Genomic DNA, 25,921 nt, shown 5'->3' on the forward strand with positions numbered 1-25,921 from the left:
GTTTCTGGCGGCTCTGCCTGCTTCAGGGTTGCCCTTGGATCGGCGCGGAGTGTACACACTTACCGCGGGCAGTGACAATAAAAAATAGTGTTCAAAATCCCCTTTTAATAAGTCGATCAAATCTTGCTGGCGGGCAGGCGGGCTCTGGGATGGCGCAGGTTATGCGACAGCCCGGTTTCCCCTTGAAAAGTGTGTGAAAACGCCATGATTGGGCTGACGCCTTGCTGTGCGGTCGCTGAGGGGAATTTGGTCGCCACCGCCAGCGCCTAAATATCGCAATAAATGCCACATTTATGCGATCTCCCTCCCGGACGTTGCCCCGCGCGCCGCACATTCGCCGCTCTTCCCTTGCGTCAAAAAATGGGAAAAACCTGCGCTGACGCAATGAGTGCCCCGCACGGATTGGCCACAATGACCGCTCACAATCGGTTAGAGGCTGACTAATGGATACCCTGCTTGAGCGTTTTCTGCGTTACGTAACTTTTCATACCCGCTCCGATGAGACCAATCCAGCCTGCCCCAGCAGCGAAGGCCAACTGATCTTTGCCCGTGCCCTGCAAGAAGAGATGAAGGCGCTGGGGCTAACCCGGGTCACCCTGGATGAGCACGGCTACCTCACCGGCTGCCTGCCGGGCAACCAGCCGGACGCCCCCGCTATCGGCCTGATTGCCCACATGGACACCGCCGACTACGAGGCGGAGCACGTAGTACCGCAAATCATCGAAAACTATCAGGGCGGCGACATCTGCCTTGGCAAGGGTGACGAGGTGCTCGCCATTCGTGACTACCGCTTCCTGAAAAACTACCTGGGTCAGGATCTCATCACCACCGACGGCACCACCCTGCTTGGTGCCGACGACAAGGCGGGCATCGCCGAGATCCTCACTACCATCGACCACCTGCAGGCCCACCCCGAGATCCCCCGCGGCGATATTTGGGTCGGCTTTACTCCGGATGAGGAGATTGGCCGTGGCGCCAACCTGTTCCCGCTGGAGAGATTCCCGGTCAAGTGGGCCTATACCGTGGATGGCGGCGAACTGGGCGAGCTGGAGTATGAAAATTTCAACGCCGCCAGCGCCACGGTTCGTTTTATCGGCAATAACGTCCACCCCGGCACCGCCAAGGGGAGCATGATCAACAGCCAAACCCTGGCCGCCCGCTTCCACGCCGCCATGCCAGCCGACGAGACCCCGGAGTGCACCGACGGGTATGAGGGCTTCTTCCATCTGGCCCAGATGAGCGGCACCGTGGAGGAGAGCACCCTGCACTACATCATCCGTGACTTCGACGACGAGCACTTCGCCGCGCGCAAAGCCGAGATGCAGAACCGGGTGGCCGCCCTGCAGGCCGAGTATCCGAAGGCCCGCATCGAGCTGACCCTGACCGACAGCTACCGTAACATGCGCAGCCAGATCGAGCCGCACATGCATATCGTCGAGCTCGCCAAGGCCGCCATGGAGGCCGCCGACGTGGTGCCGAAGATCAAGCCCATTCGCGGCGGTACCGATGGCGCCCGTCTCTCCTTTATGGGTCTGCCCTGCCCCAACCTCTTCACCGGAGGCCACAACTTCCACGGCAAGCACGAGTTCATCCCGCTGCAATCCATGGAGAAATCGGTCGCCACCCTGGTGGAGCTGGTGCGCCTCACCGCGGCTTGGCGCGGCTAATCGAGTCGCTATCCTTACCACGACCACCGAGGGGGGGAGCCGGTTAACCGGCTCCCCCCTTGCTATCTGGCCATCACCCATCAAGAAAGGGAAACCGGGGAGGGTCGCTCAGGAGCAACTGGCCGCCGCTGCCATCAAACTGTCATCCCGCTGACATGTCGCGGGAACAGTGTCACATCATGCTGGGAGCAACGGATCGCCGGAGCCCCCCAGATGTTCACTATCGATACCCTGCTGACCCAGCACTTCCCCCGCCTGCTTGGCTACCCCCTGCTCACCCCGCTGTTAAAGCGGCTGCTGGGCTGGCTGCTCAACGAACGTGCCTTTGCCGACTTTGCCGCCCGCTACCCGCACCTGCGCGGCCTCGACTTTGTCGAGCAGGCGCTGACCCAGCTCGATTTCGACTATCGGGTCAGCGAGGCGCAGCTGGAGCATATTCCCGCCAGCGGCCGGGTCATTCTAGTCGCCAACCACCCCATCGGCTCGCTGGACGGACTGGCGCTGCTGCAACTGCTCGGCCGCATCCGCCCCGATGTGAAGATCGTCGCCAACCAGCTGCTGGCCCAGCTCGCGCCGCTGCGCCCTTTGCTATTGCCGGTGGACAATATGGAGGGCAAGACCGATCGACAGGCCATCCTCGCCATGAACGAACACCTCGCCCATGAAGGGGCACTGGTGATCTTCCCCGCAGGCGAAGTCTCGCGGCTTGGCCTCAAGGGGGTGAAAGATGGCCCCTGGCAGGCAGGCTTTATCAAGCTGGCCCAGCGCACCCGCACCCCGCTGGTGCCCATCCATCTGGGAGGGCGCAACAGCCTCTGGTTCTATCTCGCCTCCTGGCTCAACAAGCCCGCCTCCGCCCTATTGCTGGTGCGCCAGCTGTTTCGCCAGCAGGGGCAGACCCTGCCGGTGACCATAGGAGCGCGCATTCCGCTCGGCAGTTTTCAGGAGCTGCCCGCCAAGACGGCGGCGCGGCTGGTGCGCAACCACCTCTACCGGATTGGCCGTGGCAAGGCGGGACGGCTGCAGACCGAGGCCCCCATCGCCCTGCCGGGGGATCGCCGCCAGCTCAAACAGGCCATCGAAAGCTGCGAACAGCTCGGCACCACCCCGGATGGTCAGGGGATCTACCTCTACCGCCGCCACGAACTGAGCCACTCGGTGATCCTGCGCGAGCTGGGGCGACTGCGGGAGATCGCCTTTCGCGCAGTGGGGGAAGGGTCTGGCAAGCGGCGGGATCTCGATGGTTTTGACAACGACTATCACCACCTGATCCTCTGGGATCCGGCCCGACTCGACATTATCGGCGCCTACCGCTTTGCCCCGGTGGCGGAGCTGCTGGCCAGCAAGGGGAAGGATGGCCTCTACAGCCACACCCTGTTCGGCTTTGAGGATAAGTTGCTGCCCCGGCTGGAGCAGGCTATCGAGCTTGGCCGCAGCTTTATCCAGCCCGCCTACTGGGGCAAGCGGGGGCTCGATTATCTCTGGTTCGGCATCGGTGCCTATCTGGCCCGCTATCCCCGCTACCGCTACCTGTTTGGCCCGGTGTCGCTCTCCGGCAGCCTGCCGCCGGCGGCCAAGGATCTGCTGGTGAGCTTCTACCGCCAGCACTTTGCCCCCGAGCTGGCGCTGGCCCCCTCCCGCCGTCCCTACCCCGAGACGCAGCCTCTGTTCGAAGGGGTGGATTACGGCGCCGATCTCAAAGCACTCAAGGCCCGTCTCGACAATCTGGGCTGCGCCATCCCCACCCTCTACAAGCAGTACTCCGAGCTGTGCGAGCCGGGCGGGGTGCAATTTATGGACTTTGGTATCGACCCCGACTTCAACCACTGCATCGATGGCCTGGTGTGGGTCGATGTGAGCCGCATCAAGCCCCACAAGCGGGCCCGCTATATCGGCAGTCATCTGGCCGAGCCGCGCTCATAGCCCTGCAGGCGCCAGGCAAACAGCCAAAGGCAAAAAAGGAGAGAGAGGCCATCGCCTCCCTCTCCTTTAGCTCTCATGCTCAGCACCTTTTCGAGGCGCTCGGCCCATCTGGCGTTACTCGGCAGCCTTGCGATCCGAGTGGCCGAGATCCCGCTCAGGGGCGATAACATCGCGCACCCGCTGCTTGATCTCCTTGGCCTCGGGGAAGCCGTCATCGACCACCCGATCCCACACCTGCACCCCGTTCACCAGAATGCGGAACTCCCCCTTGCTGGCCGGCACCAGCGCCACCTCCCCCAGATCGCTGTCAAAGGTGGAAAGCAGCTCCTGCGCCAGCCAGGCGGCGCGCAGCATCCAGCGACAGAGGGTGCAGTAGCGGATTTCGATGCGGGGTTTGCTGATCAGGGTTTCAGACTCGGTCATGAGTGACTCCATAAAAAAGCGGCCAATGGCGGGAAATGGCGTACCGCCACCCAATGGCCAATCCCGGTTCGGTCAAATCAGCGCTGATCAACCCCATGAAAATCGGCCAGCCAATGGCGGGCAATGGTACGCATCGCCGATTCTGGCAGCTCGAACAGGCCGGGAGCAAGAGGGCCTGCCGCCAGCATCCGGATCCCTTCCATGATCTCCGCCAGCACCAGATAGACATATTCGCCAATCACGGCGCCATGGACGAAGTTGACCGCCTCGCCCCGGTTGAGCAGGTAGATCTGGGTACCATCCGGCCGGTTGAGGGCCAGCACATGGGGGCACACCTCTTCGCTCGGCCACGGCAACTGGGCCAGCGAGAAGGCAAACTCGTCATCGGCCGAGGTGACCGAGGCGACCATGGTGCCGGGGCGCAGCGCCTGCAGATCCGCCAAATCCAGTGAGCCGTTGCCGGTAGAGCAGATCACCAGCTCGGCGCGGCTCAAGGCTTCAGCCTTGGTGATCAAGCGAAAACCGTGAGAGAGCGCTTCGACCTGTCGCAGCACATCGGTCTCCACCAGCCCGAGATGGAGGTTGCGACAGCGCAGGTCGCGGGCGATGCTGCGCCCCACCTTGCCATAGCCAAACAGCACGGCTTCGCAGACGTTGAAAGTACGGTTGAGGTTACGAGCCAGCGACTCCGCGGAGTAGACCACGCTCAAACCAATCTGGATATCCTCGGCCTGCTTGAGGGGGCTGCGCGCCACCGACACCACCGGAGTCGCCAGCACCTCCTGTTCATAGCGTTGATGGCCGTTCTCGGTCATCTCCACCACCCCGAGGAAACGGGGGCCGAAGTATTCACTCAAGATCACCTGGGTTTTGGCAAAGTAACCGCCTATATCGAGGATCAGCAACCGCTCGTGGGGGGCCACCAGCGGCGCAATCTGCTGGATGAGACTGTCGGGTTCATTGGTCCAGCGCCGGTTGAGGGGCAGCACCGGATAGTGCTGGGATACCCACTCCAGGGTCGGACCGTGTACCGATTTCGGTTTGGGCAAAATGGCGCCAATCCGTCCAATCTGACCGAGAGCGTCGATAAAACGGGGGCGATCGGGAAGCAGGTGAGTGACCAGCAGAATGCAGAGACCATCGATACGTCCCTGTCCGGTGAAATGGCGAAAAAACAGATGCTCAGATCCTTGACTGCGCAACTGTGGCCTCCTTATGTGCCGCAAAGCAGGCAAACAGAACCCGGCGCGGCCGGGTTCTGTGTGTGTCCAAATAAAATGAAAATCCTTTTTATCTGAAACACATAGGGGGCTCAATCATTATCTACCAAGAGTATGAGCGAGTATGCAAAAATGGCGCCATTTGACCATTTTCCACACAAGTATCAGTACAAAGAAGCAGCAGGCCAGACCCACCATAGGCTGAGCCCGGTTCCCGCGGCAGCGAGCAGGATCAGCCCACTCCAACGCACTGGCCAGGGTTTGTCACGTAACGCCCACTCCAGCAGCGGCAGCAACCAGACCGGCAGCAACACCACCAGCGGCACCTCCACATATTGCCAGGCCAGCATCTGGACGAAGGCGAGGGCCAGCGCCAGACCGGCTGGGGCTACCTTGATGCCAACAAAGGTGGCAAGCAGGGCGCGAAAACCGGCGAAAGCGGCCAGCGCACCGGCCAACTGGGCAATCAGCAGGCTACCATCGATGCCGATCACCAGCGCCAGCCAGATAAAGCCGAGGGCAAACCCGAGCCCCTCGCGGCTATCACAGCGCAAGGTGCTCCAGCCAAACCAGAGGATGGCGGGCAGTAGCGCCAGCCAGATCCCGGGTTCGCTCGCCAGTACCGAGGCCAATCCCTGCCACCACACCAGCGCACTGAACACCGCAAAGAGCAGCAGTGAACCGCGCAGATCGTTCACCTGAGCCGCAATGGCGGGCACCAGCAGGGTCAGCGGCAGCCACTGCCACGCCTTGGCCGGAATACCATAGAGACCGCCGAGCAATGAGCCCACCAGCCAGAGCGCCAGCGCGCCCCACAGATAACCCAGTCGCGGCCAGCGCCACGATAGCAAAGCGGCTCCCAGAGGAGCCGCCAGGGTTTGCAGCAGAAGTTCCGCGCCCATTACTTGCGCACGCCTTCGACAAACAGGTTGATGTTCATCTCGTCCGGAATGCCGGGCAGCATGTAGCTCACGCCAAAGTCACTGCGCTTGATGGTGGTGGAGGCGTTGAAGCCGCTGCGGTAGCCGCCCCAGGGATCCTTGCCCTCACCGATCTTGACCAGATCGAAGGCCACTTCCTTGGAGACACCGTGCAGAGTCAGGGTCCCTTTCAGCACGCCTTTATCCTTGGTGCCCTCGTAAGCGGAGCTGACGAAGGTCATCTTGGGATACTGCTTCACGTCGAGGAAGTCCGGACTGCGCAGGTGCTTGTCGCGGGCCTCGTGATTGGAGTCGACGCTGGCGGCATCCACTTCAAAGCTCGCCTTGGCGGCCGCCGGGTTGGCGTCATCCATGCTGAAGGTGCCGCTGAAGGTGTTGAAGCGACCCACCAGCTCGGAGAAGCCCAGGTGACCCACCTTGAACTGCACCGTGGTGTGCGCCGCATCCACATCGTAATCCGCCGCCATCAGAGGGGTAACCATAAACAGGCAGGAGGCCAGCAGAGCCTTGGTCATTTTCATCCGTTCGTTCCTTCATCTTGGGGTTCACATCAGTGGTTAAAATGCTAACCTCGTTCTGAAGATGAATAATCAGTGATTTATTAAATTCATTATTTACTGAGGATGGAAAATGGACCAGATCGCCGCCATGCGTACCTTTATCAAGGTGGTGGAGTGCCAGAGCTTTACCAAGGCCGCCAACCAGCTCGGCATCTCGGTCGCCATGGCCTCCAAGCTAATGCAGCAGCTGGAGGAGTCCCTCGCCACCCGGCTGCTGTCGCGCACCACCCGTCAGGTCAATCCCACCGAAGCGGGCCAGTTCTACTACCAGCGCTCCCTCGCCCTGCTGGCGGAGTTGGAAGAGACCCACAGCCAGCTGACCCACCACAACCAGCAGCCGAACGGTACCCTCAAGCTCTCGGTGCCGATGGATTTTGGCTATCTGCACCTCTCCCCCGCCCTGCCGCTGTTTCGCCAGCGCTTTCCCGATCTCAAGCTCGATATCGAGTACAGCGACCGGCGGGTCGCGCTGGTGGAAGAGGGGTTCGATCTGGCGCTGCGGATCGGCCACCTCAGCGACTCCTCGCTGGTGGCGCGCCAGCTTGCCACCATTCGGGTCGAGCTTTGCGCCAGCCCCGCCTATCTAGCGCGCAAGGGCAGACCGGAAAAACCCGAGGATCTCAAGCAGCACGACTGTCTGATCTACACCCTGACCCAGCCGGAGTGGCACTTCAAACGGGGAAACGAGCAGCAGAGCATCCGGCCACAGGGGCCGCTGCGGGCCAACAACGGGGTGGCGCTGACCCGCGCCGCTTGTGATGATCAGGGCATCATATTGCAGCCCACCTTTATCGTGGGGGAGGCCCTGCGGTCAGGACAGCTGGTCAGCCTGCTGCCGGAGTGGGACAAGGGAGAGGTGGGACTTTATGCGGTCTATCCGCACCGCCGCTTCGTCTCGGCCAAGGTGCGCTGCTTTATCGAGTTCGTGCAGGAGCGCTATCTCGCCCCGCAACAGTGGGATGCGACGACCTGATGGTCAACGCTGACGGTTTGCTCTGACTTTCCGGCCTGCTGGCCCGGCAGACAACCTAACGTTGGCTGGGGGCCGCTGCGGGGGCGAGCGTTGCCAGCAGACGCGCCTGCTCGAGGCTTAACTGCCAGCGTGGCAAACGGGTGCGTATCACCGACAACTGCTGTTCACTGAAGGCATAGGGGAGCGCCACTTCAATCTCGGGGCAGTCAAACATGGCGGCCAGCTGCAGGATCAAAATAAGGTTTGCCTCGTCGGTCTTGTGCTTGTTGACCCGTTTGCGGATCTCGTGGCGCAGCTGGGTTTCGGGATCCTGGGTCATCGCCTGCCAGCCGAAACCAAACAACGGCACCAGCGCGCTGACAATCCCCAGCGCCGTCATCGGCTGCCTGGGGGGATGATAGAGTGCGTTGAGATCCAGCCGAACAGGATTCTGACGAACCTCACCCTCACCAAATAAAATCGTTTTCGTCATTGGATTACCCGTTATATTCCACTAGACTGCGCCGCATATTTTACCCAGATATGCCAACGAGGTGCTGATGCTAAGCGATATCGAGATCTCCCGCCAGTCCCCCCGTCTCTCAATCCACGCGCTGGCCGAACGCCTCGCCATCCCCCAGCACCTGCTCAGCCCTCATGGCCACTACAAAGGCAAGCTCAGCCTCGACCTGCTCACGTCTCAACCCACACAGCGCGGCAAGCTGGTACTGGTGAGCGCTATCACCCCGACCCCGCTCGGTGAAGGGAAAACGGTGACCACCCTTGGCCTCTCCATGGGGCTCAACCATATCGGCCAGCCCAGCATCGCAACCATCCGCCAACCGAGCCTCGGGCCGGTATTCGGGGTCAAGGGAGGGGCCGCTGGTGGCGGCCACGCCCAGGTGGTGCCGATGGAGGAGATGAACCTCCACCTCACCGGCGATTTTCACGCCCTGACGGCGGCCCACAATCTGGCGGCGGCAGCCCTCGATGCCCGCCTGTTCCATGAGCGTAAACTCGGCGACCAGTTCAGCGCCAAAACCGGCCTGCCGCGGCTCGATATCGATGCTGACAACATTCTCTGGCCACGCACCCTCGACATGAATGACCGCGCCCTGCGCCACCTCACGATTGGACAGGGGGGCGCTGCCGATGGTGTGGAGCGCAGCGATCGCTTCGTCATCACCGCCGCCTCCGAACTGATGGCCATTCTGGCGCTGGCAAGCGATCTCAAGGAGCTGCGCGCTCGTATTGGCCGCATCCAGCTGGCCCGCGATATCCACGGCAAGCCCATCACCGCCGAACAGTTGGAAGTGGCGGGCGCCATGACGGTGCTGCTCAAAGATGCGCTGCAACCGACCCTGATGCAGACCACCGAGCAGACGCCGGTGCTGGTGCACGCCGGCCCCTTTGCCAACATCGCCCACGGCAACTCCTCGGTGATCGCCGATCGCATCGCCCTTGGCCTGACCGACTATGTGGTGACCGAAGCGGGTTTTGGCTCCGACATGGGGCTGGAGAAGTTCTTCAACATCAAGAGCCGCCAATCCGGTATTACCCCCGCCTGCGTGGTGCTGGTGGCCACGGTGCGCGGCCTCAAGGCCAACAGCGGCCTGCTCGATATCCGCCCGGGCCAGCCGCTGCCAGCCAGCCTGCAAGGGGAAGATCTGCCGACCCTCAAGCAGGGCTGCGCCAACCTCGCCTGGCATATCCGGAACGCCCGCCGCTACGGGGTGCCGGTGGTGGTCGCCATCAACCGCTTCCCCACCGACAGCGAGGCCGAACTGGCGCTGCTGGCCCATGAAGCGCAGCAAGCCGGTGCCTGTGGCGCGGCCATCTCCAACGCCTTCACTCAGGGTGGTGCCGGTGCCAGCGAGCTGGCCCGCGCCGTGGTGGCCGCCTGCGAGCAACCCGGCAAGGTGAAACTGCTCTACCCCGATGAGATGAGCCTCGACGGCAAGCTGGCGACCCTGGTGGAGTGCGGCTACGGCGGCCGCGGAGTGCAGCTCTCCGACAGAGCGCGCCAGCAGCTGGCGCAACTCTCCGCCGAAGGGTGGGATCACTTGCCCATCTGCGTAGCCAAGACGCCGCTCTCCATCAGCCACGACCCAGCCCTCAAAGGGGTACCGACCGATTTCGAGGTGCCCATCGACGAGGTGAAGCTCTGCGCCGGTGCCGGGTTCGTCTATGCGCTGGCGGGCCCCATCATGACCATGCCGGGGCTGGGCAGTCTGCCTGCCTATCGCCATATCGATATCGATGAGAACGGCGAGATAGTCGGCCTGAGCTGAGCCCTTCCACAACGCCAGAAACAACAAGGCCCAGCCAATTGGCGGGGCCTTCTGTTATCCATGCATCAACCCTTAGAGGGTGAAGCGCTGGGTCATATGGTGCAGGGTGTTGGCCAGCTTGCTCAGCTCGACGCAAGCCTGGGCGATCTGATGAGCGCCCTGGGCATTCTCGTCAGCGGCATTGTGAATGTTGACGATGCTGCGGTTGAGCTCTTCGGTCACCGCGTTCTGCTCTTCGGTGGCGGTGGCGATCAGGGTGTTCATGTCGGTGATGCGCACCACGGCACCGTTGATGGTCTCGATACTGGTACCAGCATCCCGTGCCAGACCGACACTCTCCTGCATCTGGTGACGACTCAGCTGCATGGCGTTGCCCGCCTCGGCGGCGCGGCTCTGCAAGAGCTCGATCATCTTGCTGATCTCGGCGGTGGAGTCCTGGGTACGCTGGGCCAATGAACGCACTTCATCCGCAACGACCGCAAAACCACGACCCTGCTCACCGGCACGGGCCGCTTCGATGGCGGCGTTAAGGGCCAGCAGATTGGTCTGACCGGCGATATCGCGGATCACATCCAGCACCACGCTGATGTTGGCGCTGTCGGCCTCCAGCTGCTGCACCACTATGCCCGCCTGTTCAATCTTGACCGACACCTCTTCGATGCTGGTAATCGAGCTGCGCACCACTTCGCTGCCAGCAGCGGAGGTGCGGGAGGCATCCTTGGCGGCGCTCATGGCATCCGTGGTGTTGCGGGCTACTTCGTTGACGGTGGACTGCATCTCATTCATGGCAGTCGCCACCTGGGAGACTTCGTTCTGCTGGATGGCCATGCCGCTGGCAGACTGGCTGGAGATGGCGCTCACCTCCTCCACCGCACTGCTGAGTTGGCTCACGGAGCCAGCGATCTCGCTCACCAGATCGGAGAGGGAGCCCTGCATCCGGTTGATGGCGGAACCCAGCTGGCCCAGTTCGTCGCGGTTGAAGCGGCTGTCGCGGATCCACTGCTGCAGTTCGCCCTGACCCAGATCGCCATTGGCAATACGCTGGGCCTGACGGGCCAGCATGATCAGCGGGTCGCGGATCTGGCGAGTCAGTACCACTGAGAGCACCACCACAAGGATCAGGCCAATCACCAGCGCGATGGTAACGCTCAGCTTGGCGGAGTCGTAGGAGGCAACCACAACCTTGCGCGACTCGGTCGCATAACCGTGGTTAATGCGAATAAGATCCGCCACCGACTTGTGCAGGTTGTTGTAGAGGGGGATCCCCTGCTCCATGAAGACGCTCTGGGCCTCGCTCATCAGGCCGCTATCCTGCAACTGCTTAACCTGCTGGTGCAGGGCCAGGTAGCTTGCCCAGTCGGACTTTACGATATCGAAAGTGCGACGCTCTTCAACATCCTGCGCCCAGATGGTCTTGTCATGGTCGATCATCTGCTGTTTGAGTCGTTCCACCAACTGCGCGGCCATGGTGCGGTACTCGGCACGCTTCTGGGGATCAGCGGCGACCAGAAACAGACCAAGCTCATAACGACGCAACTCGCTGATGCTGTCGCCAATGTCATTGGTGCGGTTGACGGCAGGCAGGATGCTGTCGGTAAAACCGATAGCCGCCCGGTTCATGTTGCTGAACTCCAGCAACGAGAAGCCGCCGATAAAGGCGACCATCAAACCGAGCACTGCAAAGCCGGCGGTGAGCTTTTTACCTATGGTCATGGAACTGGTATTCATGGGATATCCTGGTGGTCGTTAAATTCGTAGCACTCGTCCGGTTCACGCCCTCCTGGCATGAACTATCTGGCCACTTGTTCAGTGGCGCACCATCCAACCTTGATGAATATCTCTGAATTCCATGAGCGGCAGCGAGAGCCGTGAGGGGGCGCTAGAGTAACCGGATCGTGGCGGTTCGGAAAGAGTCTGTCCGGTTACTTTTTGTAAGGTGAAAGCGAGGTTTTTTTCGTGTTCGATTAAATATATCGCTCAGATGAATAAATCGAAAAAATGCATAACGTTTGCATAGGGCAAGCCACGCGGGCCAAGCAGTGGCAGACCGCCACTCTCATCCTGAACCAATGAAAAACGCCAGCAATGGCAGCTGGCGTCTCGTTTATTCAGCATGGCGGTTACAAAACAACCGCCATCTTATCCGCGCAGGCCACCGAGAAATTCGGCCCGGGTATCGGGCTGGGTCTTGAAGACACCGCCGAGGGAGGTGGTGGTGGTGTAGGAGGTGGAGTCCATCACCCCCCGCGCCTTGACGCAGTAGTGGGTCGCCTTGATGCTGATAGCCACGTCCTTGGTACCTAGCAGGGTCTGCAGCGCCAGCAGGATCTGCTGGGTCAGCCGCTCCTGCACCTGGGGACGACGGGCGAAGAACTGCACGATGCGGTTGATTTTCGACAAGCCAATCACCTTGCCGCGAGGGATATAGGCCACATGGGCCATGCCATCGATGGTGACGAAGTGGTGTTCGCAGGTGCTGGTGAGGCTGATGTCCCGCACCATGATCATCTCGTCCACCTGCATCTTGTTCTCGATCACCGTCACCTTGGGGAAGGTGGAATAATCGAGGCCGGAGAAGATCTCGTTGACGTACATCTTGGCGATGCGGTGCGGTGTCTCGGCCAGACTGTCATCGGCCAAATCCAGCCCCAGTGTCTCCATGATGGAGCGCATATGGCCTTCGATCTTCTCCCGCTTCTGCTGACTGTTCAGCTCGTTGGCAACCAGGGGGGTTTCCAGTCCCTGGGCTTCGAGGGCAGCCCTGACCAGCAAGGCTTCCGGACTTAAGGTTGTCATTGTCTTTTCTCCCACGCTCAGGGACTGTGAGGGCTGCTCAAGGAGCAACACCCTATGTTATGGCGGCGCACAGGGCCGACGGTATCGCTGTAATGGTCACCACACAGGATGTGACGGCCATCTGTTATGGCGGCATAGTAAACGGCCATTGCCGCCAAGATTCAAGTCAACTTGTGCGTCACCTCATACTTTATGGCCATCTACCCCCGTTTTTGCGCCGATTACCCCGAGATTCCCTCGAGATAACCTGCCCATCCCCGGGGAATTTTGTGATAATCCCGCCTTCAATCATAGAAAGAGGTCATGACGATGGGATTTGATACCAGCGGACTACTCCCCTTAAGCGATGCCCTGCAAGGGATGCTGGAACAACTTGCCTGCTGCTGCGACACCGAGCAGTTGCCCCTGCCTGATGCCCTTGGCCGGGTACTGGCCTGTGATATCGCCTCCCCCCTCGCCGTGCCCCCCTTCGACAACTCTGCCATGGACGGTTATGCCGTACGCCTTGCGGATCTCGCCAGCGGCACCCCGCTCATCATGGCGGGCAAAGCGTTTGCCGGTCAGCCCTATCAGGGTGAATGGCCCGCCGGCCACTGCGTGCGGATCATGACCGGCGCCCCGGTACCGGCTGGTACGGATGCAGTGGTGATGCAGGAAGAAACGCAGGCCGACGGCGATCGGATCACTTTTCTGGCACAACCCGAACCGGGCCAGAATATCCGCCGCGCCGGCAGCGATATCGGCAAGGGCGCCTGCGTGCTGCCAGCCGGTACTCGCCTCACCCCGCGCGAAATGCCACTGCTGGCCTCCCTCGGCGTGGCTACCGTCACGGTGCGTCGCCCGCTGAAAGTGGCCATCTTCAGCACCGGTGATGAGCTCAAACCGGTTGGTACCCCGCTCGCCCACGGCGATATCTATGACTCCAACCGCTATGGCGTACGGGCCATGCTGGCGCGCATGGGCTGCGACTGCCTCGACCTTGGCATCATCCCCGACGATCCCGCCCAGCTACGCGCCGCCTTTATCCGCGCCGACGAAGAGGCCGATGTACTCATCACCACCGGCGGCGTCTCGGTGGGGGAAGCGGACTTCACCAAACAACTGCTGGACGAGCTCGGCGAGATTGGCTTCTGGAAGCTGGCCATCAAGCCGGGCAAGCCGTTTGCTTTTGGCCGTCTGCCCCGCGCCTGGTTCTTCGGCCTGCCGGGCAACCCCGTCTCCGCCATGGTCACCTTCGATCAGCTGGTGCAACCGGCGCTGGCCAAGCTGGCGGGCCAGCACTTCGAGCGCCCGCTCCAGCTGCAAGCCATTGCGGCCGAGCCACTCAAAAAGAGCCCGGGCCGACTCGACTTCCAGCGCGGCATCCTGAGTCAGGGACCGAACGGCCTCGAGGTGCGCAGCACCGGCTCGCAGGACTCCGCCGTGTTCAGCTCCCTGTCGCGAGCCAACTGCTACATAGTTCTTGAACGGGAACGGGGCCGCGTCGCCGCGGGCGAGACGGTGACCGTGGAGCCATTCGGGGGATTGCTGCTGTGAGCGAGATCCTGAGCGACGCCGAACTGCTGCGCTACAACCGCCAGATCATCCTCAAATCCTTCGACTTCGAGGGACAGGAGGCGCTCAAGCAGGCCCGTGTGCTGGTGATCGGCGCCGGTGGCCTTGGTTGCGCCGCCAGCCAGTATCTGGCGGTGGCCGGGGTTGGCCAGCTCACCCTGGTCGATTTCGACAAGGTGGAGCTCTCCAACCTGCAGCGTCAGGTGCTGCACAACGATGAGCGCATCGGTCACTACAAGGTGGACTCAGCAGCGCAGTCGCTTCGTGCCCTCAACCCCTGGCTCAAGGTGGAGACCCACGCTGCCGTGGCCGATGAGGCGCTGCTCGATACCCAGCTGCCCCGACATCAGTTGGTGCTCGATTGCACCGACAACCTGGCCATTCGCAACCTGCTGAATCAAAAGGCACGCCAGCACAAGGTGCCGCTGGTCAGTGGCGCCGCAATCCGGCTGGAGGGACAGCTATGCAGCTTCACCTGGCAGGAAGATGAACCCTGCTACGCCTGCCTCAGCGCCCTGTTTGGCGAGCAGGCCCTCACCTGCGTCGAAGCCGGTGTACTCGCCCCCGTGGTGGGATTGGTGGGCAGCCTGCAAGCACTGGAAGCTATCAAGCTCTTGGCAGGCATGGGCAAAAGCTACAGCGGCCGCCTGCTGATGATCGACGGCCTGAGCGGCACCTTCCGCGAGATGAAGCTGCCCAAGCGCCCCGACTGCCCCGTCTGCTCCCATCCTTGACGCAAACGGGATCAAAAAAGCCGAACCCTGTGGTTCGGCTTTTTGGTACCTGCACCTAACAACCCCTTCCTCAATGGGTCGTGAGGATCCGTTGCAACAGGTGATTAAAGCCCGATGGGTCTTCCGCAGGCCAGGCGTGGTGGCCGTTGGGGGTGTGGATGGTGGCGTTGGGCAAGGCGGCAAACTGCTCTACCCGTTTGGCCAGCGGCAGGTAGTCGTGACTGGTGGAGATGATGGCCACCGGCTGCCAGATGGCGCCAAGCCGGGCGCGTACCGACCAGCCGGGTAACGCCTCCAGCAGCGCCTTGTAGGTTTTCTTTTTATTGCGCACGAAACGCAGCCGGAAGGTGTGGCGCACCTGTGCCAGATCCGGGCCCGGGAAGAGCTCGCGTCCCAGCCACCAGGCGAGCGGGCGCATACCGAACCAGCGCAGCCACTTGAGGCGCTGGGCGTAACGCTCCTGCTCTTTGGGGCTCTCCAGCAGAAACTCGCTAAAACCGTTGACCAGCACCAGCCCCTGCACCTTGTGGGGCAGTTGCAGCGCCAGCTCCAGCGCTACCATGGCCCCGAGCGACAATCCGACAACCCAAGCGGGCTCCGGCTGCTCGTCGAGCCAGTTCACCACATCGGCTGCCAGGGTCGCCACATCGAACGGCCCCTCCTGCATGCTCTGGCCGTGGCCGCGCAAGTCCAGCGCCACCACCCGGTAGTGTTCGGAAAACCGTTCGATCTGCGCCTGCCAGTCGAGGCTGGAGGAGCCCAGCCCGTGCAGCAGCAACAGCAAAGGGCCCTCCCCCGCACTGCGCAGGGCAAGACCGTTGGATTTCATCACCTGATTGCGGCGCATCAGTTCGTTGCCTCTCGACTCATCCGCTGAACCATCCTGATTTTCTGCCTCTTCTGCAATCCGCTCAACCCTCGCTGACCAGGCTCACCGCCTTGATGTAGGCGTAGATCTGCTGGTTCGGGGCGAGCGCCAGCCGTCTGGCGGAGCGGCTGGTGATCCGGGCCAGCAGTATCTGCTCACCCAGCGCCAACTGCAACAGGGTCTGGCCGGGACGTACCTCGCGCACCGCCAGCAGACGGGTGACGAGACAGTTGGAGAGACTGGAGTGCTCGATGGGGGCGGTAGCGATCACCACATCGCGCCCCGCCACCTTGATCTGCAAGGGGCCGCTCTCGTCCGGAACATGGGTCATGGTGACCCGCAGCTGCTGCTCACCGAGTTGCAGGGTCGCCATCTGCTCGCCGTCATCATAGTGGGCCAAGGTGGCATTCAGCATCACCCCGGCATCGTCACGGCTTGCGAGCGAGAGATCGGTGCGGGCGAAAATCTCGCTCGGCCTACCTTGCGCCTCCACCCTGCCACCTTCCAGCAACACCAGCTGATCGCAGAGCAGGCTCACCTCCTCCATGGCGTGGCTGACGAAGATCATCGGGATACCGCTCTCCTGCTGCAAGCCCTTGAGCACATGGGCCTGATGGATGCGGCTGCGCCGATCAAGTGCCGAAAAAGGCTCATCGAGCAACAGCAGATCAGGCTCGGCCAGCAGCGCCCGCCCCAGCGCTACCCGCTGGCGTTGACCGCCGGAGAGGCCGTGGGCAGGCTGCCCCAGCAGATCGGCAAAACCGAGTCGCACCGCCAGCGCCTCGGGCTGCCAGCGCCCTCGCCCCTTGCGGGCCGCCAGTTGCAGATTGCCGAGCACCGTCAGATGGGGAAAGAGGCGCGAGTCCTGAAACACCAGCCCGATCCGGCGCGCTTCGGGCAGCAGAGCTGCGCACTCCCGCTCGCGCCACCATAAGCGATCCCCGTTTTGGCGATCGAGCCCGGCGATGATGCGCAGCAGTGTGCTCTTGCCGCAGCCGGAGGGGCCGAACAGGCCGAGGATCCCCCCCAGTTCGAGGGTCAGTGCGCAATCGAGGGTAAAGGGGCCAAACTCGCGCCTGGCATGGAGGCTCAGGGCATGGCGGTGCGGCACGTTCACAGGCGGCATAGTAGCGGGTAGGTTCATCCGAACACTCTCCGCTGTCTGCGCTGCAGCACCCCGTAGACCAGCACCAGCATCACCAGCGAGAAGGCCATCAGGCCGCCCGCCAGAATATGGGCGTTCTGATAGTCCATCGCCTCCACATGATCAAACAGGGCGATGGAGAGCACCTGGGTCTCGCCGGGGATATTGCCGCCAATCATCAGCACCACGCCAAACTCCCCCAATGTATGGGCAAAGCCAAGGGCCGCCGCCATCACGAAGCTGGGCAGGGTCATCGGCAAGATGATGTGGAAGAACCGTTCCAGCGGGCCGAGCCCCAAAGTAGCGGCGGCCTCCAATTCCTTGTTGCCCATGTTGACGAAGGCGGAGGTGAGCGGCTGCACCACGAACGGCAGCGAATAGAGGATGGAGGCAAACAGCAGACCGAGAAAGCTGAAGGCGAGCGGGGCGCCAAAGGTGTCGCGCCACCAGGCGCCGAAACCATATTCGGGGGAGAAGGCGAGCAGCAGATAAAAACCCAGCACTGTGGGAGGGAGCACCAGCGGCAGCGCCACCAGCGCCTCCACCAGCGGCCGCAGCCGGTTCTGACTGCGCGAAAGCCACCAGGCCAGCGGCGGTGCCAGCAACAGCAAAATCGCTGTGGTGCAGGCCGCAAGCTTCAGGGTGAGCCAGACCGCCAGCAGATCCCCTTCACTCATTGCCGACCTCCCGATTGATAAATGCCCCCAACGGCATGGTATCCATCCTCATTGCAAAGAGTGGCCGACCCGAAGGCCGACCACTCAAGGTATCGCATCAGGCCCATCCCCTTATTGGGGCAAGGCATAACCCGCTGCCTTGATCTGTGCCTGACCCGGCCCCTTGAGCCAGGCCACCAGCGCCTCGACCGCGGCGCCTTTCTTCAATACCAGCCCCTGCTGCTCGATGGGGGGATAGAAGCTCGCAGGCACAGCCCAGGCTTCGCCAGTCTTGCCCGCTTCCACCAGATTGGCCCAGGCGACAAAGCCCAGTTCAGCATTGCCGGTGTCGACAAATTGCCAGGTCTGGCCGATGTTGGCGCCGGTCAGCAGCCGGTACTGCTTGGGATCGATCTTGAGATGGGTGAGGGTCGCCATGGCAGCAGCACCATAGGGGGCGGTACGGGGATTGGCGATGGCGAGGTTGCCTTTCCAGCTGCGCAGGGTCGCCTCGTCAGGGGCCGGCCCCCCCTTCTTCCACAGCCCCAGCTGGCCGATGGCGTAGGTGAAGCGCTCACTCCCCTTGCCCTCTTTTTCCAGCTTCTCGGGGGTCGCCGCATCGGCGGAGAGGAAGAGATCGAACGGTGCGCCGTGACTGATCTGGGTGTAGAGCACTCCGGTGGCGGCAGACGAGATGGCCAGGGTGTGGCCGGTCTTGGCGGTGAACTCCTTGCCGATACGATCTATGGTGCCCTTGAAGTTGGCCGCCACGGCCACTTTCACTTCATCGGCCTGCACGACACCGGTATGCAAGGTGGCGGCGCAGACTCCTACGATGACAACAGATAACAGCGGTTTCATTCCCTTTCTCCTGATGGGGCCCGCACATCCGCGCCCCTTGGCGGGGCCGTGGTTCCCGTTGAACCTGCGCCCCTCGTGATGAACAGGTCAGGCTTGCCAGCGGGCGGCGGCGGCGTTGTCGCTCTCCTTGGCCTCGACCCAGCGTTGCACACCCTCGGCAGTCAGCTCTTTTTTCCAGAACGGCGCCCGGGTTTTCAAGAAATCCATGATGAAGTGACAGGCATCAAAGGCGGCGTCGCGGTGGGCACTGCTCACCGCCACCAGCACGATCTGATCGCCAAGCCACAACTCGCCGATACGATGAATGAGGGTACACTCCTGCAGCGGCCAGCGGCGACGGGCCTCCTGCACGATATCGGCCAGCGCCTTCTCGGTCATACCGGGGTAGTGCTCGAGGGCCAGCCCCTTCACCTCCTCCCCCTGATTGAAGTCGCGAACCTTGCCAACAAAAGTGACGATGGCGCCACTGTCGGGGCGGGTGGCGAGGCGAGCATATTCGTCCGCCAGCGAGAAATCCTCCCGCTGGACCAGAATGCGATCGGTCATGGTTGCCTCGCTCATCCTTAACCTCCGGTCACCGGCGGGAAGAAGGCCACCTCATCGCCATCATTAATGGGGGTATCGAGGGACACCAGGGTCTGGTTGACCGCGACCAAGAGCTTGCCTGCTTCCAGCGCCAACGCCCACTTGTCGCCGCGTTCACAGAGCGCCGCGCGCAGTTGTTCGGCGGTGGCGTAGTCGCACGGCAGGCTCAGCTCATCGCAGGCAACCAGCTCTCTTACTTGCGCAAAAAACAGTACCTTGATCATGCTTGTTCCCCGTTCGTTGACCCCAGCTGAAAATGGCCAGACTTGCCGCCCTTTTTCTCTACCAGCCGCACCTGTTCGATCACCATGTCTTTTTGCACCGCCTTGCACATGTCGTAGATGGTCAGCGCCGCTACCGACGCGGCGGTCAGCGCCTCCATCTCTACCCCGGTCTTGCCGGAAAGCTTGCAGAGGGTGCGGATATGCACCCGATTCTGCTCGGCCAGCGGCACTATCTCCACCTCGACTTTGGTCAAGGCCAGCGGATGGCAGAGCGGGATAAGATCGGAGGTCTTCTTGGCGGCCATGATACCGGCGATGCGGGCGGTGGCGAACACGTCCCCCTTGTGGTGCTGGCCGCTCAGGATCAGCGCCAGGGTCTCGGGAGCCATGGCAACAAACGCCTCGGCACGGGCTTCGCGCTCGGTCACCTGCTTGTCGGTCACATCCACCATATGGGCTTCACCGCTCTGGTTCAGATGCGTCAGGTTGGGCTGGGTCTGCTTGGGATCGGTCTGGTTCATCGTTTGCTCTCAGAGGTGGGAGACAAAGTTGCACGGCTTGGTGCGGGCATCGAGCTGATCGCGGATCAGTTGCTCCCAACCCAGCCGACAGGCGCCGGTAGAGCCCGGCAGACAGCAGATCAGGGTGCGATTGGCGAGTCCCGCCAGCGCACGGCTCTGCATGGCGGAGCCTTTAATCTCGGCAAAAGAGAGTTGACGGAACATCTCGCCAAAACCCTGTACGGTGCGTTCGAACAGCACACCGACCGCTTCCGGTACCCGATTCTGTTCATTGAAGCCGGTACCGCCGTTAATCAGTACCACCTGCACCCCCTCATCGGCGATCCACTCGCTCACCCGCGCCCGGATGCGAAACAGGTTGTCCGGGCAGAGCGCCCGATCGGCCAGCAGATGGCCCACGTCGGTAAGGGCCGAGACCAGATAGTCGCCCGAGCTGTCATCGGCGGCAGTGCGGCTGTCGGAGACCGTCAGCACGGCGATCTTGAGGGGAATAAATGCGTTGTGTTTCTGTCCCATCGGGCAGCTCCTTGTGGCTATGGGCCGTCAACGAGGCAGGAAGAGAAGGGGTATGAGAGGCCAGCTGTCAGGGCGCAAAAACGGACGCAGACAGGGGTGACCAACTTGCTCAAGCGTGTGACGGCGGGCTGATTCTATCAAAGGTTTCACGAGATATGGGATTTAAAAGACACACAAATCTGATGCTTGTCCCATATATGAACAAAACGCAGGCCGGGCAAACCCGGCCTGTCGTCGCAGGATCAGAACCCTTTCACCCCGGTCATGTCGGGCAGCTGGTGCGCAATCCCCTTGTGACAGTCGATGCAGGTACTTTCACCACTGGCCAGATTGGTAGAGTGCATCTTGGCGGCACGCTGCCCCTGCAGGGAGAAGTCCATGTACTCGAAGTTGTGGCAGTTGCGGCACTCGCGCGAATCGGTCTCTTTCATTCGTTGCCACTCCCGCTCCGCCATCTCGCGCCGGTGCGACTCGAACTTCTCACGGGTATCCACCTTGCCGGTGATCATGCCCCACAGCTCCTTGGAAGCCTGCACCTTGCGGATGATCTTGTAGGTCCACTCATGGGGTACGTGGCAATCCGGGCAGCTGGCCCGCACGCCGGAGCGGTTGGCGTAGTGGATGGTGTCGCGGTACTCCTCGAACACGTTGTCCTTCATCTCGTGACAACTGGTGCAGAAGGCCTCGGTGTTGGATGCTTCCATGGCAGTGTTGAAGCCACCCCAGAAAATCACGCCACCGAAGAAGCCCATCAGCAGGATGACCCAGAGAGCCGCCTTCGATGGTGACTTGAAGGTGGTCCACAGACGCTGGATAAAGCCGGGTAATTTCATCTATGGATTCCTCAGTTCAGCGCTTCAACCGGTTTAAAGGTATTTTCCACCAGCGGCTTGGCATCCGCTTGCGGCACATGGCACTGCAGGCAGAAGTAGCGACGCGGCGACACTTCACCCAGAGTCAGGCCGTCGCGGGTCTCGAAGTGAGTCGGACTGATCTTGGGGGCCTTCATGGCACTGGCATTCTTGAAGCTGTGGCAAGCCAGGCACTTGTTGACCTTGGTATCCACCTCATAGTTGCGAATGTCGTGGGGGATCAGCGGCGGCTGATGCATGTACTGGCGATCGTAGGGCGCGCCATCCTTACGGAAGTTTTTCAGGGGAGCGGCAGTGGCATCGGTCACCAGATCGGTGGCGCCACGCTCGGACTTGAGGCCACCGGTACTGTTGGTGATCTCGGGGGCCGCTGCCATCAAGGATCCCGCCATCAGGCAGGCCAGCATTGCTCCAATCAGCTTTTTCATTATTTGTTCTCCGACGTTTTTTCTGCCTTGACGGCAAAACCTACAGTGATTTCAAAAACTTGTTCCGCGCAGACATCGATGCAGCGGCCACAGTTGGTACACTCCTGAGCCGCAATCAAGGGCCCGTGACCGCGCTTGGCACCATGAACAGGTCCGCGCAGGATGGGACGTTCCGGGCAGACCGCATAACAATCCATGCAGTTGTTGCACCGCTCGCGCCCCTTGGCAGAAATCTTGATAAATCCGACCCGGTTGACCAGGGCATAGAAGGCCCCCACCGGACAGAGATGACCGCACCAACCCCGCTCAACCACGAAAAGATCGAACAGGAACAGCGCCACCAGCAGGGCCCAGCCCGCCCCCATGCCAAACAGCAGGCCGCGCATGGCGAGTGACACCGGATTGACCAGCTCCCACGCCATCACCCCGACCACCGCAGGCACCACCAGCACCATGACCAGCAGCCAGTAGCGGGTCGCACGGCTGAACTGGCCGTTGCCCTTTAGTCCAAATCGCCCCCTGAGCCAAGCTGCGGCATCAGTGATGAGGTTGACCGGACAGACCCAGGAGCAGAAGACCCGCCCCCCGACCAGCCAGTAACCGGCCAGCACGATGGTTGCCCCCAGCCAGAGTGAGGTGATGGGCCAGTGACCCGCCGCCAGCGACTGCAACAGCGTGAGGGGATCGGTCAGCGGCACCGTCTCCAGCAACAGCGAGCTGGAGAGGTTGCCCTTGAGGATCCAGATGCCCGCCAGCGGCCCCAGCAGGAACAATGCGAGCACACTGAACTGACTGAGCCTGCGCAGCAGCAGGAAGCGGTGGGAACGCCACCAACCCAGTTTGATGCGAGCCTCTTCCCCCGGATAACGACTCATAACCCCTCCGGTTTACGGGTGGGCAGGGTGAGCCTGTCGCCGATGAGCGACTTGTTCCCCGCCTTGGCCTTCTCTTCCCAGCCGAGCCTGTAGTGATGACCCAGCTCACCTTTGGCGAGCTGGCGTGGCACCACCTTGATGGCGGCCTCCTCCAGCACGCAGGCATGCTCACACTTGCCACAGCCGGTACAGATATCGCTGTGTACCGTGGGCAGGAACATGGCGTGCTTGCCGGTACGCTGGTTATGCTGCAGATCCAGGGTGATCGCCTTGTCAATCAGCGGGCAGACCCGATAACAGACATCGCAGCGCAGCCCCAGATAGTTGAGGCAGGTCTCGTGATCGATGAGCACTGCCACCCCCATCCGGGCCTGATCGATGTCGGTCATCTGCTGATCCAGCGCCCCGCTCGGGCAGGCCACCACGCAAGGGATGTCATCACACATCTCGCAGGGCACGGCACGCGCCTTGAAATAGGGGGTGCCGGTGGTCACAGGGTCAAACAGCCGGGCGAGCTTGAGGGTGTCGTAGGGGCAGGCCTCGACGCAGAGCCCGCAACGCACGCAGGCGCTGAGGAAATCTGCTTCATCGAGGGCGGCAGGCGGACGCAGCGCCTGGGCAGGCACAGCTTGTGCCTGCTGGCGTGCCATGCCGCCGAGCCCCACGCCAAGCAGGCCCACACCGCAGGCCCCCTTGGCCATGTCGGCCAGAAACTGGCGACGACTACGACTCATCTCGCACTCCCCCGCCTTAAGCCTTCATCACCTTGACGGCGCACTTCTTGTAATCGGTCTCTTTCGAGAGCGGATCGGTGGCATCCAGGGTCAGCTTGTTGACCAGCTGGCTCGCATCAAAGAAGGGCATGAAGACCAGTCCTTTCGGCGGACGGTTGCGACCACGGGTCTCGACACGGGTCTTCACCTCGCCACGGCGGGAAGAGACGATCACCTCTTCACCACGACGCACGCCGCGAGCCTTGGCATCGTCCGGGTGCATGAAGAGCACCGCATCCGGGAAGGCGCGATAAAGTTCGGGTACCCGACGGGTCATGGTGCCGGTGTGCCAGTGCTCCAGCACGCGGCCGGTGGAGAGCCACAGATCGTACTCTTTATCCGGCGACTCGGCGGCGGGCTCGAACGGCAGGGCGAAGATGACCGCTTTGCCATCGGGCTTGCCATAAAAACGCACCCCCTCGCCCGCTTTCACGTAAGGGTCGAACCCTTCGCGGTAGCGCCACAGGGTCTCTTTGCCATCTACCACAGGCCAGCGCAGACCACGGGCTTCGTGGTACTGATCGAACGGCGCCAGATCGTGGCCGTGACCGCGACCGAAGGTGGCGTACTCCTCGAACAAGCCCTTCTGGACGTAGAACCCGAAGTGTTCGGCTTCGTCGTTCAGCATCCCCTTGCTCTGCTCTTTCGGGAACTGGTTGACTTGACCGTTGGCATAGAGCACGTCGAACAGGGTTTTGCCCTTTACTTCCGGCATCTTGGCAATCAGCTCAGCCGGCCACACTTCCTCGACTTTGAAGCGCTTGGAGAACTCCATCAACTGCCACAAGTCGGACTTGGCCCCTTCCGGTGCTTTCACCTGCTGGTGCCAGAACTGGGTGCGGCGCTCGGCGTTGCCGTAGGCCCCCTCTTTCTCCACCCACATGGCGGTGGGCAGAATGAGGTCAGCGGCCTGGGCAGTGACGGTCGGGTACGGGTCGGAGACCACGATAAAGTTGCGCGGATCGCGATAGCCAGGCAGGCGATCGGTATTCATGTTGGGGCCGGCCTGCATGTTGTTGTTACACATCACCCAGTAGGCGTTGAGCTTGCCATCTTTTAGCATGCGATCCTGCAGCACGGCGTGGAAACCCACCTTGTCGGGAATGGTCCCTTCCGGCAGTTTCCAGATCTTCTCGGCAATGGCGCGGTGCTTGGGCTCGGTTACCACCATGTCGGCAGGCAGACGGTGGGCAAAGGTACCCACTTCACGCGCAGTGCCACAGGCAGAGGGCTGGCCGGTCAGTGAGAAAGGACCATTACCCGGCTCGGAGATCTTGCCGGTCAGCAGGTGGATGTTGTAGCAGAGGTTGTTGGCCCAGACGCCACGGGTATGCTGGTTGAAACCCATGGTCCAGTAGGAGACCACCTTCTTGCCCGGGTCGGCATAGAGCTTGGCCAGCTTTTCCAGCTTCTCTTTGGAGACGCCGGAGAGCTTGGAGACCGACTCCACATCGTAATCCGCCACGAACTTGGCAAACTCCTCAAAGGTCATCGGAGTGGCATCGCCGCTGTCCGGGTTCTTCGCTTTCTGCTGCAGCGGATCGGTCGGGCGCAGACCATAACCGATGTCGGTGACCCCCTTCTTGAACACGGTGTGCTTGTTGACGAAGTCCCAGTTCACCTTGTCGTTCTGGATGATGTAGTTGGCGACATAGTTGAGGATCGCCAGGTCGGTCTGCGGAGTGAACACCATGCCGTTGTCCGCCAGCTCGAAGCTGCGGTGCTCGAAGGTCGAGAGCACGTGCACCTGCACATCCGGGTTGGAGAGACGGCGATCAGACATCCGCGACCAGAGGATGGGGTGCATCTCGGCCATGTTGGAGCCCCACAGCACGAACGCATCGGCCTGCTCGATATCGTCATAGCAGCCCATCGGTTCATCCATGCCGAAGGTACGCATGAAGCCGACGACCGCAGAGGCCATGCAGTGACGGGCATTGGGGTCAATGTTGTTGGAGCGGAAACCGGCCTTCATCAGCTTGGCGGCAGCATAGCCTTCCCAGACGGTCCACTGGCCGGAGCCGAACATGCCGACGGCGGTCGGCCCCTTCTCTTTCAGGGTCGCCTTGAACTTCTCGGCCATGATGTCGAACGCCTGATCCCAGCTGATGGGGGCGAAGTCGCCATCCTTGTCGAACTGGCCGTTCTTCATCCGCAGCATCGGCTGGGTCAGGCGATCCTGGCCATACATGATTTTGGAGAGGAAGTAACCCTTGATGCAGTTGAGGCCACGGTTGACCGGCGCATCGGGGTCGCCCTGAGTCGCCACGACCCGACCATCCTGAGAGCCCACCAGCACGGAGCAGCCGGTACCGCAGAAGCGGCAGGGAGCCTTATCCCAATGGATGGCCGTCTTGTCGGTACTGGTGATGAGATTGGCTGCCAGCGTGGGGGCACTGACACCGGCCACGGCAGCGGCAGCTGCCACCGCATTGGCCTTCATAAAGTCGCGTCGACTCAGCTTCATGGCATATCCTCACATTGCTTATCGCGTAATAGTTGTCGAATCTGTCGAACGGGAGCCAGCCATCAGCGGC

Annotated in this window: 26 protein-coding genes; 6 read left to right on the forward strand and 20 right to left on the reverse strand. The window is 61.8% G+C overall.

The genetic code is table 11. The features are described from left to right. Positions 1 to 443: 443 nt before the first annotated feature. Together pepT and G5193_RS09010 are read left to right on the forward strand one after the other, a co-directional pair. A complete protein-coding gene (gene pepT, locus G5193_RS09005; RefSeq protein ID WP_216951721.1) occupies positions 444 to 1,667 on the forward strand; it encodes a peptidase T in 1,224 nt (407 codons plus the stop codon). A gap of 213 nt (positions 1,668 to 1,880) precedes the next feature. Continuing rightward, entirely contained in the window at positions 1,881 to 3,590 is a 1,710-nt protein-coding gene (locus G5193_RS09010; protein ID WP_216951722.1) for a lysophospholipid acyltransferase family protein, read from the forward strand. A 114-nt stretch (positions 3,591 to 3,704) separates the two neighbouring features. Here G5193_RS09010 and G5193_RS09015 read toward each other — a convergent pair whose 3' ends face one another. The 4 genes from G5193_RS09015 to G5193_RS09030 all read right to left on the reverse strand — a co-directional run bounded on the left by G5193_RS09015 (position 3,705) and on the right by G5193_RS09030 (position 6,695). Further along, positions 3,705 to 4,013, reverse strand: a complete 309-nt coding sequence (locus G5193_RS09015) for a SelT/SelW/SelH family protein (protein WP_005344153.1) — start codon at positions 4,011 to 4,013, stop codon at positions 3,705 to 3,707. 77 nt (positions 4,014 to 4,090) lie between these two features. Then, positions 4,091 to 5,215: an adenosylhomocysteinase gene (locus G5193_RS09020; RefSeq protein WP_216951723.1), complete on the reverse strand. Its 1,125-nt coding sequence runs from the start codon at positions 5,213 to 5,215 to the stop codon at positions 4,091 to 4,093. A gap of 182 nt (positions 5,216 to 5,397) precedes the next feature. Next, positions 5,398 to 6,135, reverse strand: coding sequence for a hypothetical protein (locus G5193_RS09025; RefSeq protein WP_216951724.1), 738 nt, complete (start codon positions 6,133 to 6,135; stop codon positions 5,398 to 5,400). Then, positions 6,135 to 6,695: a YceI family protein gene (locus G5193_RS09030; protein WP_216951725.1), complete on the reverse strand. Its 561-nt coding sequence runs from the start codon at positions 6,693 to 6,695 to the stop codon at positions 6,135 to 6,137. The genes G5193_RS09025 and G5193_RS09030 overlap by 1 nt, the downstream gene beginning before the upstream one ends. 109 nt (positions 6,696 to 6,804) lie before the next feature. Between G5193_RS09030 and G5193_RS09035 the strand changes: the two genes are divergently transcribed. Further along, complete coding sequence (locus G5193_RS09035; protein ID WP_421205844.1) at positions 6,805 to 7,707, forward strand: LysR family transcriptional regulator; 903 nt, start codon at positions 6,805 to 6,807, stop codon at positions 7,705 to 7,707. Between the two features lie 55 nt (positions 7,708 to 7,762). On the opposite strand, the gene G5193_RS09040 is transcribed toward G5193_RS09035, so the two are convergent. Beyond that, the gene (locus G5193_RS09040) at positions 7,763 to 8,179 is read right to left on the reverse strand and encodes a hypothetical protein (protein ID WP_421205845.1); all 417 of its coding nucleotides are present in this window, start codon (positions 8,177 to 8,179) and stop codon (positions 7,763 to 7,765) included. A gap of 67 nt (positions 8,180 to 8,246) precedes the next feature. Here G5193_RS09040 and G5193_RS09045 point away from each other — a divergent pair, with 67 nt between their 5' ends. Next, complete coding sequence (locus tag G5193_RS09045; RefSeq protein WP_421205846.1) at positions 8,247 to 9,977, forward strand: formate--tetrahydrofolate ligase; 1,731 nt, start codon at positions 8,247 to 8,249, stop codon at positions 9,975 to 9,977. A 72-nt stretch (positions 9,978 to 10,049) separates the two neighbouring features. On the opposite strand, the gene G5193_RS09050 is transcribed toward G5193_RS09045, so the two are convergent. Then, positions 10,050 to 11,705 (reverse strand): methyl-accepting chemotaxis protein, encoded by a 1,656-nt coding sequence (locus G5193_RS09050; RefSeq protein WP_421205847.1) that lies wholly within the window; start codon positions 11,703 to 11,705, stop codon positions 10,050 to 10,052. Between the two features lie 411 nt (positions 11,706 to 12,116). Continuing rightward, positions 12,117 to 12,773, reverse strand: a complete 657-nt coding sequence (gene folE, locus G5193_RS09055) for a GTP cyclohydrolase I FolE (protein WP_005344140.1) — start codon at positions 12,771 to 12,773, stop codon at positions 12,117 to 12,119. A gap of 309 nt (positions 12,774 to 13,082) precedes the next feature. On the opposite strand from folE, the gene moeA reads away from it, so the two are divergent. Continuing rightward, positions 13,083 to 14,309 (forward strand): molybdopterin molybdotransferase MoeA, encoded by a 1,227-nt coding sequence (gene moeA, locus G5193_RS09060; RefSeq protein WP_421205848.1) that lies wholly within the window; start codon positions 13,083 to 13,085, stop codon positions 14,307 to 14,309. After that, positions 14,306 to 15,061: a molybdopterin-synthase adenylyltransferase MoeB gene (moeB, locus tag G5193_RS09065; RefSeq protein WP_213386462.1), complete on the forward strand. Its 756-nt coding sequence runs from the start codon at positions 14,306 to 14,308 to the stop codon at positions 15,059 to 15,061. Before moeA ends, moeB begins: the two co-directional genes overlap by 4 nt. 70 nt (positions 15,062 to 15,131) lie before the next feature. On the opposite strand, the gene G5193_RS09070 is transcribed toward moeB, so the two are convergent. From G5193_RS09070 to napA, 13 genes are all read right to left on the reverse strand, one after another. Then, positions 15,132 to 15,908 carry an alpha/beta fold hydrolase gene (locus G5193_RS09070; RefSeq protein WP_421205849.1) on the reverse strand — a complete coding sequence of 259 codons (777 nt, stop codon included), beginning with the start codon at positions 15,906 to 15,908 and terminating at the stop codon, positions 15,132 to 15,134. A gap of 64 nt (positions 15,909 to 15,972) precedes the next feature. Further along, positions 15,973 to 17,073 carry a molybdenum ABC transporter ATP-binding protein gene (modC, locus tag G5193_RS09075; RefSeq protein ID WP_421205850.1) on the reverse strand — a complete coding sequence of 367 codons (1,101 nt, stop codon included), beginning with the start codon at positions 17,071 to 17,073 and terminating at the stop codon, positions 15,973 to 15,975. Next, complete coding sequence (gene modB, locus G5193_RS09080; protein WP_005361814.1) at positions 17,070 to 17,750, reverse strand: molybdate ABC transporter permease subunit; 681 nt, start codon at positions 17,748 to 17,750, stop codon at positions 17,070 to 17,072. Before modB ends, modC begins: the two co-directional genes overlap by 4 nt. A 111-nt stretch (positions 17,751 to 17,861) precedes the next feature. Beyond that, a complete protein-coding gene (modA, locus tag G5193_RS09085; RefSeq protein ID WP_204385249.1) occupies positions 17,862 to 18,590 on the reverse strand; it encodes a molybdate ABC transporter substrate-binding protein in 729 nt (242 codons plus the stop codon). Between the two features lie 87 nt (positions 18,591 to 18,677). Next, the gene (gene moaE / locus G5193_RS09090) at positions 18,678 to 19,151 is read right to left on the reverse strand and encodes a molybdopterin synthase catalytic subunit MoaE (protein ID WP_064340972.1); all 474 of its coding nucleotides are present in this window, start codon (positions 19,149 to 19,151) and stop codon (positions 18,678 to 18,680) included. A gap of 2 nt (positions 19,152 to 19,153) precedes the next feature. Beyond that, positions 19,154 to 19,399, reverse strand: coding sequence for a molybdopterin synthase sulfur carrier subunit (gene moaD / locus G5193_RS09095; protein ID WP_118853581.1), 246 nt, complete (start codon positions 19,397 to 19,399; stop codon positions 19,154 to 19,156). After that, entirely contained in the window at positions 19,396 to 19,920 is a 525-nt protein-coding gene (gene moaC, locus G5193_RS09100; RefSeq protein WP_204385248.1) for a cyclic pyranopterin monophosphate synthase MoaC, read from the reverse strand. The genes moaD and moaC overlap by 4 nt, the downstream gene beginning before the upstream one ends. 9 nt (positions 19,921 to 19,929) lie before the next feature. Further along, positions 19,930 to 20,436 carry a molybdenum cofactor biosynthesis protein B gene (gene moaB / locus G5193_RS09105; protein WP_421205851.1) on the reverse strand — a complete coding sequence of 169 codons (507 nt, stop codon included), beginning with the start codon at positions 20,434 to 20,436 and terminating at the stop codon, positions 19,930 to 19,932. 242 nt (positions 20,437 to 20,678) lie between these two features. Beyond that, the gene (locus tag G5193_RS09110) at positions 20,679 to 21,269 is read right to left on the reverse strand and encodes a cytochrome c3 family protein (protein ID WP_005353459.1); all 591 of its coding nucleotides are present in this window, start codon (positions 21,267 to 21,269) and stop codon (positions 20,679 to 20,681) included. An 11-nt stretch (positions 21,270 to 21,280) separates the two neighbouring features. Next, positions 21,281 to 21,736: a nitrate reductase cytochrome c-type subunit gene (locus G5193_RS09115; RefSeq protein ID WP_005334452.1), complete on the reverse strand. Its 456-nt coding sequence runs from the start codon at positions 21,734 to 21,736 to the stop codon at positions 21,281 to 21,283. Then, a complete protein-coding gene (gene napH / locus G5193_RS09120) occupies positions 21,736 to 22,611 on the reverse strand; it encodes a quinol dehydrogenase ferredoxin subunit NapH (RefSeq protein WP_421205852.1) in 876 nt (291 codons plus the stop codon). The genes G5193_RS09115 and napH overlap by 1 nt, the downstream gene beginning before the upstream one ends. Then, positions 22,608 to 23,345, reverse strand: a complete 738-nt coding sequence (napG, locus tag G5193_RS09125) for a ferredoxin-type protein NapG (protein WP_421205853.1) — start codon at positions 23,343 to 23,345, stop codon at positions 22,608 to 22,610. Before napG ends, napH begins: the two co-directional genes overlap by 4 nt. 16 nt (positions 23,346 to 23,361) lie before the next feature. Continuing rightward, on the reverse strand, positions 23,362 to 25,851 hold the full coding sequence (gene napA / locus G5193_RS09130; protein ID WP_213386470.1) for a nitrate reductase catalytic subunit NapA: 2,490 nt from the start codon (positions 25,849 to 25,851) through the stop codon (positions 23,362 to 23,364). Between the last annotated feature and the right edge of the window lie 70 nt (positions 25,852 to 25,921).

This window comes from Aeromonas sp. 601027, assembly GCF_049174455.1.
Lineage (GTDB): Bacteria > Pseudomonadota > Gammaproteobacteria > Enterobacterales > Aeromonadaceae > Aeromonas > Aeromonas veronii_A.